The sequence below is a fragment of the Ellagibacter sp. genome, assembly GCF_048412355.1.
GTDB lineage: Bacteria > Actinomycetota > Coriobacteriia > Coriobacteriales > Eggerthellaceae > Ellagibacter.
The window spans coordinates 1-13,121 of record NZ_DBFSAP010000019.1 but is presented as its reverse complement, the minus strand read 5'-3'; the positions used below and the strand labels follow the sequence as shown (position 1 = coordinate 13,121).

The following is a 13,121-nucleotide window of genomic DNA, read 5'->3' as shown; positions in this document are numbered from 1 at the left end:
CTTCGAAACAAGGAGCGTTCTGTGAGCGAATTGAAAAGCGAGCAGGGCGGCATGAAAAAGGAGCGCGTGCGCAAAAACGCGCTCCTTTTGTTCAGCAAGCCGCCGATTCCGGGTTTGGTGAAAACCCGCCTGACCGTGCTGAAAGACGGTGTGTTCCAGCCCGAGGTTGCCTCGGGGCTCTACCATTGCATGCTCTTCGACGTGGTGGAAATCTGCTGCGCAGCGATGGCCGACCTCGAGCGCGAGAGCGCCGAGCGGGCACGGGAGGCGCTTGCCGCAGGAAAGGAAGCGGTCCGCGACGAGTACGAGATGATCATCTCGACGACGCCCGAAAAGAACGTCGAGGTGATGCGCAAGCTGTTCTCCGATGCGGGGCAATGGCCGCGCGAGCTGGTGTTTCTCTGCGACGAGGGCGCAAGCTTCGACGAACATTACAACCAGGCGTTCGAGAAAACGTGGGAACGCGGCGCTGATTGCATCCTTTCTATGGGCGCCGATATGCCTGCTCTCACCAAGGCCGACGTGCGCGCAGGATTCAATGCGCTCCACAAGCTCGACGGGGTTGCGGGCGGCGGCATTGTGCTCGCTCCCGACCAGGAGATGGGCGTGTCGGTAATCGGTTGGACGCGCGAGACCGACTTCGACCATTCAGGCGTGTTCTACAACCAGGAGGGCCTCACGGTGCTTCCCGCCTATATCGACAAGGCGCGAAAGCAGGGGCTCCCTGCGCTTTACCTGCCGCCTATTCCCGACGTGGACACGATGGCCGACCTTATGCATAACATCACGCTCGTCGAGGCGCTCAACTACTGTGCGCAATACGACGACGTCACGCCGCCGTGGCGCACGGCCCAGGCGCTCAAGGAGATGGGATGGGACGAAGTGCGCGTTCTCCCCAACGACCTGCACGATCCTCGCGAGGAAATCGACAAATAAGGGAATTGAGCGGGCAATTTGCTGTCTCCCGTCTCGCTTAGAGGCGTCGAGCAGTTTTCCATCTCTCGTCTCGCCTTGAAGTCAGCGAGCGAGGCTCTGGCGAGTGCAGATGGCGTGAAAAGAGTTCAAAGCGTATTTCGGTACGCGAGAAAACTTTGGAACGCCAGCTGTGCCGCCAGAGCCTCGCGCAGCGTCGGCCCGTTCCGTCGGCTGCTAAGCCGACGGAACCACAAGCTCCCAGAAGGCAACCGCGCTTGCAGCGGCAACATTCAGGGAATCTACCTGGTGGTACATGGGAATCTTCACCGTGTAATCGCAGCGGGCGATGGTGCTTTCCGCCAGGCCGTCGCCTTCCGTGCCCAGCACGAGCGCAATCTTCTCGCATTCCTTCAGCTTCTCGTCGCGCAAGCTCACCGAGTCGTCGGAAAGCGCGAGCGCTGCCGTGGTGAAGCCGAGCTCGTGGAGCAAGGGGATGCCGGTTTGCGCCCAATCGTGGGCGTCTTCTCCGATGCGTGCCCAGGGAATCTGAAACACAGTGCCCATCGATACGCGCACCGCGCGGCGATAGAGCGGGTCGTAGCATGCCGGCGTGATCAGCACGGCGTCGACCCCGAGCGCCGCTGCCGAGCGGAAGATGGCCCCGACGTTCGTGTGGTTCGTGATATCTTCCAAAACCGCGACGACGCGCGCTCCCTCGCATGCCTCGGCGACGCTTTTCGGGTGCGGTCGGCGAAAAGCCCCCAAGGCGCCGCGCGTCAGCTCGAATCCGCAGAGTTTCTCAAGCTCATCGTGGGGAGCGACAAACACGGGGATGGCGGGGTCGACTTGTTCGATGCGCTCGACGATACCCGCCATGGAGGGCAGCCACCTCTCCTCCATGAGCAGCGACAACGGCTGCATTCCCCCTTCGAGGGCGCGTTCGATGACCTTCCCCGACTCGGCGATGAAGATGCCCTTTTCGGGCTCGAGCTTGTTGCGCAGCTGCGCTTCGGTGAGCCGTGCGTAGGCGTCGAGGCGCTCGTCCTCAAGCGTGTCGATTCTCACAATCATGATGGCCTAAATCCCCCTCGGAGCGCGCATTGCGGGAAGATTGCGGGCGTCGGCCGAAGTGCGCGTCGTGGGCGGCATGCTCGTGCCCGTCGGCGCCAACGTGCGGGAACCGAGCGTGCGGGGATGGCGGCCCGACGTGGGGGCGCTGCAAGGTGCGGTTGCGCCCGTCGTTCGCTCGGCTTGACCTTGCGCCTGGCCAGCTGCGTAGTACTCCGCCTCGATCGCGCGCGCCGTGTCGCCTGCGATGTCCCGCACCTGGGAGAGCCCCTGCTCGAGGAATTCCGCAACGCTCATGATGTGCGCGCCGATATAGGCCATGTCCTCGATGTTCGCGCGCTGAACCTCGGGCGTGCGCGAGGAGGTGGCGTCTTCCAAGATGACGACGTTGTAGTTCAGGGAAAGCGCGTCATAGCAGGTCGAGCGCACGCAGTTCGGAGTCGTGGTGCCCGTAAGCACCACGGTGCTTATGCCCTCGCGCGAGAGTACGTCGTCAAGCTGCGTGTCGAAGAACGCCGAGAAGCGCGGTTTCACCATCACACGGTCGCCGTCTGCGGGCGTCAGCAGGTCGGGCCAGTTGAGCGAGCTCTCGTCTTCGCTTGCGGGGGAAAGCGGGCGCCCTCCGTCGCACCATTGCCGATAGCGCACGGGCTCCACGTTCGCGCCGTCGGCGCTGTAGATGCGGCGGATATGGAAGATGCTCATCCCGATTGAGCGCGCGAAATCGAGGGCGTGGGCGCATGCCGGCACCGTGTCCGCGGCGCCCGCAACACACAGGGCGCTCGTTGGGTCGATGAAGCCGTTTTGCATGTCTATCAGCAGGAACGCTGCACGTGTAGGTTCTATCATGGAGTCGCTTTCCTTGTGGTCGGTCTTCGTAGTATAGCGCCTTGCGTCCCGGTGATGCCCGGCGCGAACGCGTGCGGGTTGTTAGACAGTTTAGCGATTCATCAACGGAATCGGTGACGGTATGGGATTGCATGGGGAATGCGGGTATACTCGTATTCCCAAGGAAAGAAAAGGGGAACAGTGTCACACGAAGACAATGCCGCCGAATCGGGCGTCAATGCACCCGACAGTGCGCTCGACCGATACGGAAATCCGACAGACCATCCAGCATTCAACCAGTTCGTCGCCACGATTTCGGCCCTCCGGGCCCCGGACGGCTGTCCATGGGATCGCGAGCAGACGCACGCATCGATTTCCCACAACATGATAGAGGAAGCCTACGAGGCCGTTTGCGCAATCGAGGAAGCGGACGTCGCCCACTTGCGCGAAGAGCTTGGCGACGTGCTTTTGCAGGTGGTGCTCCAAAGCCAGATCGCCGCCGATGCGGGGGAGTTCTCGATCGATGACGTGTGCGCCGATGTGAACGCGAAGATGGTGCGCCGCCATCCGCATGTGTTCGGCAGCGTCGAGGCCTCCAACGCGAGCGAGGTACTCGATGTGTGGGACCAGGTGAAACTTGCGGAGCGGCAGGCGACAGGCGACGCCGACGGCTCGGGTGCGAGCGAACCCGAGGGTCTGCTCGACGGTGTGCCGCGCACCTTCCCCGCGCTTATGGAGGCGCAGAAGATTTCCCGCAAGGCTGCCGCCGTGGGCTTCGAATGGGATTCCATCGAGGACGTGTGGGACAAGGTCGACGAGGAGAAAGCCGAGCTCATCGAGGCGTATGCTGCTGCCCCGCATGCCGCCAACGGCAAGATCGACACCTCCGTGGCGGGCGAGTTCGGCCTTGATGAAAAGGAGGCGGCTCGTCGCGCCGAAGCGGCGGAGATGGAGTTTGGCGATGTGCTTTTCGCGCTGGTCAACGTAGGCAGGCGCATGGGGATCGATACCGAAAGCGCCCTTCGCGCCTCGAACGCGAAGTTCCGCGCCCGCTGGGCAGCGATGGAGGAAATAGCCTCCGAACAGGGGAAACGTATGCAAGATTTCTCGATCTCGGAGCAAAATGAGCTCTGGGGCGAAGTGAAGGGGAGATAAGATGACGAGCGCCGCGCAGCTTTTGAGTGAGCAGGACCACAGGGACACGTGGTCGCTTACTATTGGCAAGGACATGTCGGATGAGGACATCGAGTTCGTGCGTGAGGCGGGAGCGAAGCTTCGCGAGCTGAGCCAGCGCTACCGCGCCGCGCTGCGCGAGATGGTCGTCCGCTTCGAAATTCTCGACCAGGACCTGAACCTGCGCAAAGACCGCACGCCCATCCATCATGTTGAGTCGCGCGTAAAGACCCCCGAGAGCATCATCGAGAAGATCGGCCGCTACGGCAAGGAGCGCACGCTCGAGAACATCGAGAAGTACATCATGGACATCGCGGGCATCCGCGTGATCTGCTCCTATATCAGCGACGTGTACAACCTGTTCGACCTGCTGCAACGTCAGGACGACCTGGAAATCGTCACGGTCAAGGACTATATCGCCAACCCCAAGCCCAACGGGTACCGCAGCTTGCACGTGATTGTTCGCATTCCCGTGTACTTCCTCGATTCCAAGCAGATGGTGCCGGTCGAAATTCAGCTGCGAACCGTCGCCATGGACTTCTGGGCGAGCCTCGAGCACGACCTGAAGTACAAGGCGAAGCGCGAGATCGAGGGCATCGATTCCTACGGCGAGCTGAAGGATTGCAGCCGCATCATTGAAGACGTCGAAGCGCGCATGCAGATCCTCGCACGGGCGCTCGACTCCGAGTAGCAGGGGGCATTTCTCCGCGCGGTTGCCGCGTTCCTGCGGTTCTTTCTTGACTTGAAGCGAGCTTGAGGTTTTATCATGGGTGCATCACAGAGAGAGGAGCACCCATGAACTCAGATTTCGCCCGCGTGTCGAAGCTTGGCTTCGGCTGCATGCGCCTGCCGCAAACCGACCCGAAAGATCCCACCGCAATCGATATCGAGCACGTCAAACAGATGGTCGATGCCTACTTGGCCGGCGGCGGGAACTACTTCGACACCGCGTTCGTCTACCACAACGGCGCATCCGAGAAGGCCCTCGGGGAAGCGCTCGTCGCGCGCCACCCGCGCGAGTCCTACACCATCGCCACGAAATGCCTTGCCTGGGCATGCCCCGACGAGAAGACGGCGAAGTCGAATCTGCCCACGTCACTTGAGCGGTTGGGAACCGACTACATCGATTTCTACCTGCTCCACAACGTGGGCGGAAAGCGTACGAAGGTTTTCGACGATTGGGGGATGTGGGACTTCGCGCAGAAGGCCAAGCAGGACGGCCTGATCCGCCACGTCGGCTTCTCCATGCACGATGGCCCCGAGACGCTCGATCGCATACTCACCGACCACCCCGAGATGGAGTTCGTGCAGCTGCAGGTGAACTACCTTGATTGGGAAAGCCCGGTTGTGCAATCGCGCCGCTGCATGGAAGTGGCAGCCGAGCACGGTGTCCCCGTCATCATCATGGAGCCCGCCCGCGGCGGAATGCTCGTCAACCTGGCCGATCGCGTTGCGGCGCCGCTTGTTGCCTGCAGCCCCGAGAAGAGCCTCGCGTCGTGGGCGTACCGCTTCTGCTACAACCTGCCGGGCGTGCTCACGGTGCTCTCCGGCATGTCGACGATCGACCAGGTTCGCCAGAACATCGCTGACTTCAAGGCGAGCGAGCCGTTTTCCCAAGCAGAGACTGAAGCGCTTGCCCAGACGCGCGAAATCCTCGAGTCGATCGCGGCGATTCCCTGCACGAACTGCCGCTACTGCGTGAAGGGGTGCCCTCAGGAGGTCGCCATTCCCGAGATCATGGGGCTTTTGAACCTTGAGGCACAGGTCGAGAACAACAAGTTCGTGAGCGACCTGTACAGCTGGCAGGCAAAGCCCGGTCGCGCGTCCGACTGCATCGAGTGCGGACTGTGCGAGTCGATGTGCCCGCAGCAGATCGGCATCATCGACAACCTGAAGACCGCCGTCGAGCACTTCGAGTAAGGTCGAGCGGGCTTGGGGCGAGGGGCTGGGTCCAGGTGCATTCCCGGCTGCGTGCAGCGGCGCCGCACCCCGATTATTCACGCCTGTAACAAAGATGTAACAGCATCTGGCCTTTTTCTTGTTCGACAAAGGGTCCGCAAGCCTTTATAGTGAACGAGATATCTCATCTTGCTTTTAATATGGAAAGGGGAAGGAAGATGAAAATGAAGAAGCTGGGTGTGGTGCTCGCCGCTGGCGTGCTCGCCGCTTCGCTTGCCCTGTTCGGATGCTCCTCGAACAGCACCGCGGGCAACGACACCAAGAAGGACGATTCTGCCAAGGCCGAAACAAGCTACACGCTTGTCACGGACGGTACGCTCACGATGGGCACCTCCGCCGACTATCCTCCGTTCGAGAACCTCGAGAACGGTGAGGCTGTCGGCTTCGATGTCGATCTGTGCAAGGCTGTCGCCGACGAGCTCGGCCTCAAGTTCGAAGTCGTCAACAACCAGTTCGACACGCTGCTCACCGGCCTTGCCGCTGGTGGTAAGTTCGATGTCGTGCTTGCTGGCATGACCGTCGAGCCCGAGCGCGAGGAGCTCGCCGACTTCACCGACACCTACTACGTCGATGACCAGGCTGTTGCCGTTATGAAGGACGGCGCGATCACCAAGGACAACGCCAAGGAAGAGCTGAACAAGGCCGGCGTCATCATCGCCGTGCAGTCCGGCACTACCGGCGAGACCTACTGCCGCGAGAACTTCCCGAACGCGACCATCCAGCCCTATGGCAACTCCACCGATAGCTTCGCCGCTATGCAGGCTGGTCAGGCGACCGCCGTGTGCACCAACGCCGCCGTCGTGAAGAAGATGCTCTCCGAGGCCTACAGCGACGCTCAGGTCGTCCTCGAGGTTGCGACCGGCGAAGAGTACGCCGTTGCCGTGAACAAGGACAACCCGGAGCTCACCAAGGCCATCAACGAGGCCATCAAGAAGCTCCAGGACGATGGCACCGTCGAGAAGCTCGCTGCCAAGTGGCTCGGGTAAACACCTTCGTGCGCTGAGCGCCCGTAACGGGCGAGAGCTCGCGTGCTGATAACGTTCAACCGCCATCGATGCCCTATCCTGTCCGAGAGCGGCTCGCCGAGAAGCGAGCAAGCTCGAAGACGGGATAGGGCTTTTCTTTTCCGGAGTACCTGACGTCTCCTCGATTTTGATTTGCTGTGCGCTTGTCAAGCGGGTCGGGAGGGAGCAGGGGATTCTTCTTGGAGGCACCTTCCGACAGAAACGCAAACATCCTGGCCGATGTCTTTCGAGATCGGCTCTTGGCTCCTTTTGCGTCGCGGAGTTATGATACTCCCAAAAGTGAAATTGAATTTGAGTTTTAGGAGCATTTCTTGAAGGGCAACAGATTGAAAAGTCGCGACAGATACCTCGAGGAGGCGATGCTCTTTCGCGACACCGACCTCATCAAGGTGATCACGGGCGTACGCAGGTGCGGCAAATCGAGCCTTCTCGACCTTATCAGGATGACCATCGAGTCCGAAGGAGTTGCCGGCCGCGGCTTTGCGAGCGTCAACCTAGAAAGCAAGAGTGCGGGCATCAAGACGGAGGACCAGCTCTATGATTACGTTCGTGGGCGCCTGTCGGATAAGGGCCGCACCTACGTTTTCATAGACGAGCCCCAGAGAATCGAGGGCTGGCAGGATGCGGTCAATGCGATGAGGGTCGACTTCGATTGCGATATCTACCTCACGGGCTCGAATGCATACCTTCTCTCGAGCGAGCTGTCCACTTACCTGTCCGGGCGCTACGTCGAGGTAAAGATGTTGCCCCTGTCCTTCTCCGAGTTCGTTGACTTTTGCGGGGTTGAGTTCGCATCGGGAGGATCGGTTGCTCTCGCTCCTGGCGGGGAGCCCGTTCTCTTCGACGAGATGCTGGCTCGCTACCTTAAGTACGGCGGCATGCCCGCCATCGCATCCTTGTCGACGACCCAGGCGCAGCACTCGGCGTATATGTCCGGTGTCTACGAGGCCATAGCCGTACGCGATATCGTCAACCGAGAGCGCGGGAAGGGCAAAAGCGCAGTGACCGATTCCTCTCTGCTGCGCCATGTGGCTGAATTCCTGGCAGACAACATCGGCAACGAGTACTCGCCGAACGGCATCGCCGGCGCGTTAACCTCTACGGGGTCGAAGACTACGAACAAGACCGTTTCCTCGTACGTGGGCGCGCTCGAGGAAGCCTTCCTGTTCTACCGCGCCACGCGTTACGACCTACACGGCAAGGCGCTCCTCAAGACGAACCCGAAGGAGTATATCGTCGACACTGGCTTCAGGACCTGGATGGCCGGCTATAGGGTCACGGATACCGGCCGCCTGTTCGAGAACGCCGTGTATCTCCAGCTGCTCTACGAAGGGTGGAGCGTGCATGTGGGCAAGCTCTACGGCAAGGAAGTCGACTTCGTTGCGACGAAGGATGGGCGCGTGCTCTACGTGCAGGCGACTGACGAGATGTTCGCAAGCGAGACCAGGGAGCGCGAGATTGCCCCTCTGAAGTCGATACGAGACAACCACGAGAAGATCGTGGTCGTGAGACAGGGTTCCTACGACACGGACATCGACGGCATCCGCATCGTGAGCGCGAGGGACTTTTTCCTCTAGGGAAGTTCACGTTGTCGACAGCGGTTCTTTGTGCTTACCCTTCGGCACAAGCCCGAGGAAATCGGAATCTCCTTGGACGAGCACGGCTGGTCGGATGTTGACGAGTTGGTGCGAGGCATTTTCAAAACAAGACCTTTACTCACGACATGCTCGAAGAGATTGTAGCACCGTCAAGCCGAGCGACGGGGCGTGTGGATCAGACGTGTAGGGCGCTTCCTGGCAAGGAAATCCCGCTGCGAGCAACTACGAACACTCAAGGGCTCTAAAGGGGCTCAGGGATAGGTTTTGTAATAGCCTTTGGAGTTATCGGAAATACCAAAACGCAGGTTGTGGACGTGCTAGAATTGCATGGCCTTTATTATGTAATTAACCGCTAGGGCTATGAACTGGATGAGGCTCTCTTCGCGTTGGCGGAGAGGGCTTTTTAATCGTAGAGGAACGTACATGCACATGCAGAACCTGAAAGCGAATACCGTGCGCACCGCGTTTTGCGCACTGCTCGTCTCGTTCGCGCTCGTGTTCGCCGGTGCGGCGCAGGTTGCCGTCGCCCCGACGAACGCGTATGCGCTCGACACCGCCAAATGCACGGCGAAACCCAACGTCAGCGGCTCGTCAGACGTGCTCGGCGGCGTGGAGACGCGCATCACTTGGGAAGGCCAGGCCGACCCCGACGAGCGGATCGCGGGCGTCACCTTCACCTTGCCCGAGGGCACAACCTGCGAGCCGGGCGACACGCGCGCAACGATGCTCACCGGTGACGACCTGATGACGCGCACGAACCTCGATGTCGACGCCGACTACAAGGACGGCAAGCTCACTGTGAACTTCTCCGAGCCAGCACAGGCGGGCGGGTACTTCCGCGTGGAAATCTACAAAGTGAAGTTCTCCGAGATGGGCGGCGACATGCAGCTTACGGGCGCATACACGCTCGCGGACGGCACCGAGGTCGCCATGGACACGCTGCCTGCGATCACGGTGAAGTCGCACTCGTTCTTCGAGTCTCTTTCCGACTCGCTTGCCCAGCAGGACTGGGTGAAGTCGTGGAACAGCGTGCTTTTCCTGAAGCTGTTCTTGAACCCGTCGGTGTTCGTGTCGAGCCTGCCGGTGGTGTTTTGGGGCTTCTTGATGGCGATTGGCATCGTGGCCTGCGCTTTCCCGCTTGCTATCCCGTTCGGCCTTCTGCTGTCGCTCATGCGCATGTCGAAGCTGCGCGTGCTGCGCGGCATCGCCACCGCCTACGTGAACGTGGTGCGCGGCACGCCGCTGTTCCTGCAGATCTACATCGCCTTCTTCGGCCTGCCGCTTGCGGGCATCCAGATTCCCACGTTCCCGCTCGGCGTGATCGTGCTCGCGATGAACTCGAGCGCGTATCTGTGCGAGATCTTCCGCGCGGGTATCCAGTCTATTAGCAAGGGGCAGTTCGAGGCCGCCCGCTCGCTCGGCATGAACGGCGCGCAGACGATGCTCTATGTCATCATCCCGCAGACCGTGCGCCGCGTGATTCCCACGATGACGAGCGAATTCATCCTGCTGTACAAGGACACGTCCATGCTCGCTGCCGTGGGCACGATGGAGATCGTCATGAACGCGAAGACGATCGTCGCATCGACGGGTTCCATCACGCCGTATGTCGTGGCCGCGTGCTTCTACCTGATCATCACGTTGCCGCTTGCGAAGGTGGTAGGCAACCTTGAGTCGCGTCTGGCCAGCAACGACACGGGCAAGGGCGGCAAGAAGAAGCGCAAGAGCAAGAAACATGCGATCGGTACTGGCGATGCCGCGGGCGCGCTCGGCTCGGGCGCGGGCACTGCTGCCGCCGAGGCGCGGGCGACGGGCGACGCTGTGGCCGCCAAACGGCCCGATGCGGTCGAGGGAACGGGCATCACGCCCGAGCAGATGTCGAGTCTGTAAGGGGTGTGCGCAATGACTGAGACTATGAAGAACCTGACGAATGAAACTGCCGACGGCGCGGGCGAGGGTGTGGCGCGCGTGGTGGCCAACGAGCAGGCGGCGGACGACGGCAAGCCCATCATCCGCATTTGCGACCTGCATAAAAGCTACGATGACCTCGTGGTTTTGCGTGGCGTCGATTTGGAAGTGAAGCGCGGCGAAGTGGTGGTCATCTTAGGGCCTTCGGGTTCCGGCAAATCCACGCTCCTGCGCTGTGTGAACCTGCTCGAGCAGCCCACGGGCGGCCAGGTGTTCTTCGAGGACACCGAGATCACCGCCAAGGGCACCGACATCAACGCCGTGCGCGCGAAGGTCGGCATGGTGTTTCAGAGCTTCAACTTGTTCCCGCACCTCACTGCCAAGGGCAACGTCATGCTCGCGCAGCAGAAGGTGCTCAAGCGCTCCAAGGAGGAAGCGGCGAAGATCGCGGTCGAGCAGCTCACGAAAGTGGGGCTTGCCGAGCGCGTCGACTACAAGCCAAGCCAGCTTTCCGGCGGCCAGCAGCAGCGTGTGGCCATTGCTCGTGCACTTGCGATGGACCCGCACGTCATGCTGTTCGACGAGGCGACGAGCGCGCTTGACCCCGAGCTCGTGCGCGACGTCCTGGGCGTCATGAAGGAGCTCGCGCGCGGCGGCATGACGATGATCGTGGTCACGCACGAGATGGGCTTCGCCCGCGACGTGGCCGACCGCGTCATCTTTATGGACGGCGGCGTTATCGTCGAGCAGGGTACGCCCGACGAGGTGTTCGATCACCCCAAGAGCGACCGCACGAAGGACTTCCTGGGTCATATCCGCTAGAGGTTGCAATGCGGCGGCTTGGGCGACGAAAGCTCGCGCAGGCTGCCGTTTTCTTTTGCGTGTTAAGGTGGATATGCCAAGGTGAAGTCATTTCTTGAGGGCAAGAACGGCTTCGGAGAGGGCGCGTCGGAGAGGAAGAACGAGATGGAGTCTGGGGCGGAAGCAAGTCGGTCAGAAGCGGGGCGCGGTGCCCTTGCTGCGGTCGGATGCTATCTTCTCTGGGGCTTTTGTCCTCTCTTCTGGGCGTTGCTCGACAATGTGGGCTCCATCGAGATTATCGGGCAGCGAATTGTCTGGTCGCTCGTCCTCACCGTCGTTGCGTGCAAATTCATCCTGAAAGTCGATTTCGTCGGGCTTTTGCGAGACGCCCGCGCACGGCGATTCCTTATTCCCTCGGGGCTTCTCATCATGTTGAACTGGAGCCTCTACATCGTTGCTATGGTGACGAACAATGTGGTGGAGGCGTCGCTGGGGTACTACATCAACCCGCTCGTATCGATTGTCCTGGGGCTCGTGGTATTCCGCGAGCGTTTGACGCCGTTGCAGATTGCAGCTACGGTACTGTCGGCAGCGGGCGTCATCTACTTCACGGTAAACCACGGCAGTTTTCCCTGGATAGCCCTGGTTCTCGCCTTTACGTTCGGCATATACGGAGCGGTGAAGAAGCGCGGCGGATATCCGGCAGTCCCCACCATTGCAGTCGAGGGAATCGTTGCGCTGCCTTTTGCGATCGTGGCTCTCGTTGCGGTGGCTATTGCTGGTCAAAGCGTGTTTTTCTCGCCGGACATGTCGCTTGAGGCATGGCAGACTCGCGTCCTTTTGGTGCTGACTGGTCCGATTACCGCTGTGCCGCTCATCCTGTTTGCAACCGCAGCGAACAAGACCCCGCTTTCGCTTATCGGGTTCATCCAGTACATCAGCCCGACGATTAGCCTTCTTTCGGGCGTTCTCGTGCTCGGCGAGCCGTTTACCAGCGCGCATGCGGTATGCTTCGCGTGCATCTGGGCTGGTGCAGTGCTCGTCATCGCGGACGCGATTCACAAGCAGATTCGCCAGCGATAGGGGAGGGCGCATTGCCGTAAAAGCAGAATGAACCATTAGGTCAAATTAAGCCGTATGATTAAGGAGAGGGTATGGGCGACGAGGTGACATTCAGTGCTTTAGGCGATACTCAAGCAGGCGATGGGAACAAGCGAGGGGTATTGAATGGGCCAAACAAGTTTAGAACATCCTTCGTATTGGCATTAGTCGGGGTTGTTCTTGTATTTGCTGGCACATCAAACGTGCTGATGGAAGTCCTTGCAATAGCATGCGGCATAGCTGCGCTAGTGGCCAGAAAGGTGAAATCCATTCCGCGTGAACAGCAGATGGCGCCTAAGGCGACAACGATAATGGCTATTTGCAGTATCGTCTTGGGTGTGGCCGTGTGCTTCTCGGTTGCGAACGGAACTGGAAAACTCAATGTGGAAGTAAATGCCGACAATTGGCAAGGCGGTTCTATTGAAGTAAGCATGGCAGGTACGGACAGCAGCGGAAAAGCAGTAGAAGAAACGCTTAGAGTGACTCCGGGCAAGTCCCAAACTATTTCTAGCGCAAAAGCAGGAACGTATTCATTTACGGTAGATGAATCGGCTCTGACCGTAAACGATATTGTCTACAAAGTCGACCAGCCATCTGAGCAGTATGACTTTAATAAGAAGAGTGATATGACGGTAGCTATCAACCTTGTCGTCGATGAGGAGGCTACTTCGGCATTAGCAGAGAAAAAAGCTGCGGAGGAGGCAGCCGCCGCCGAGCAGAAGGCTGCAGAGGAGCAGGCGGCAGC

At 60.2% G+C, this 13,121-nt stretch carries 12 protein-coding genes; 10 read left to right on the top strand and 2 right to left on the bottom strand.

Annotated elements, in window-relative coordinates; genetic code table 11:
* Positions 1-21: 21 nt before the first annotated feature.
* On the top strand, positions 22-936 hold the full coding sequence (locus tag ACMRQN_RS02340) for a TIGR04282 family arsenosugar biosynthesis glycosyltransferase (protein ID WP_418733650.1): 915 nt from the start codon (positions 22-24) through the stop codon (positions 934-936).
* Between the two features lie 213 nt (positions 937-1,149).
* Here ACMRQN_RS02340 and ACMRQN_RS02335 read toward each other — a convergent pair whose 3' ends face one another.
* Together ACMRQN_RS02335 and ACMRQN_RS02330 are read right to left on the bottom strand one after the other, a co-directional pair.
* A complete protein-coding gene (locus tag ACMRQN_RS02335) occupies positions 1,150-1,986 on the bottom strand; it encodes a TrmH family RNA methyltransferase (RefSeq protein WP_418733649.1) in 837 nt (278 codons plus the stop codon).
* Between the two features lie 6 nt (positions 1,987-1,992).
* Entirely contained in the window at positions 1,993-2,832 is an 840-nt protein-coding gene (locus tag ACMRQN_RS02330; RefSeq protein ID WP_418733648.1) for a cysteine hydrolase family protein, read from the bottom strand.
* Positions 2,833-3,123: 291 nt separating this feature from the next.
* Between ACMRQN_RS02330 and mazG the strand changes: the two genes are divergently transcribed.
* The 9 genes from mazG to ACMRQN_RS02285 form a co-directional block, all read left to right on the top strand.
* The gene (gene mazG / locus ACMRQN_RS02325; RefSeq protein ID WP_418733681.1) at positions 3,124-3,966 is read left to right on the top strand and encodes a nucleoside triphosphate pyrophosphohydrolase; all 843 of its coding nucleotides are present in this window, start codon (positions 3,124-3,126) and stop codon (positions 3,964-3,966) included.
* Position 3,967: 1 nt separating this feature from the next.
* Positions 3,968-4,675 (top strand): GTP pyrophosphokinase, encoded by a 708-nt coding sequence (locus tag ACMRQN_RS02320; protein WP_158050182.1) that lies wholly within the window; start codon positions 3,968-3,970, stop codon positions 4,673-4,675.
* 104 nt (positions 4,676-4,779) lie between these two features.
* A complete protein-coding gene (locus ACMRQN_RS02315; protein WP_418733647.1) occupies positions 4,780-5,904 on the top strand; it encodes an aldo/keto reductase in 1,125 nt (374 codons plus the stop codon).
* A 197-nt stretch (positions 5,905-6,101) separates the two neighbouring features.
* A complete protein-coding gene (locus ACMRQN_RS02310) occupies positions 6,102-6,929 on the top strand; it encodes an ABC transporter substrate-binding protein (RefSeq protein ID WP_418733646.1) in 828 nt (275 codons plus the stop codon).
* 350 nt (positions 6,930-7,279) lie between these two features.
* Entirely contained in the window at positions 7,280-8,545 is a 1,266-nt protein-coding gene (locus tag ACMRQN_RS02305) for an ATP-binding protein (protein ID WP_418733645.1), read from the top strand.
* A 450-nt stretch (positions 8,546-8,995) separates the two neighbouring features.
* A complete protein-coding gene (locus ACMRQN_RS02300; RefSeq protein ID WP_418733644.1) occupies positions 8,996-10,456 on the top strand; it encodes an amino acid ABC transporter permease in 1,461 nt (486 codons plus the stop codon).
* Positions 10,457-10,573: 117 nt separating this feature from the next.
* The gene (locus ACMRQN_RS02295) at positions 10,574-11,296 is read left to right on the top strand and encodes an amino acid ABC transporter ATP-binding protein (protein ID WP_418733680.1); all 723 of its coding nucleotides are present in this window, start codon (positions 10,574-10,576) and stop codon (positions 11,294-11,296) included.
* Between the two features lie 81 nt (positions 11,297-11,377).
* On the top strand, positions 11,378-12,358 hold the full coding sequence (gene rarD, locus ACMRQN_RS02290; RefSeq protein ID WP_418733643.1) for an EamA family transporter RarD: 981 nt from the start codon (positions 11,378-11,380) through the stop codon (positions 12,356-12,358).
* Between the two features lie 71 nt (positions 12,359-12,429).
* A partial coding sequence (locus ACMRQN_RS02285; protein ID WP_418733642.1) for a hypothetical protein occupies positions 12,430-13,121 on the top strand: 692 nt, incomplete at its 3' end.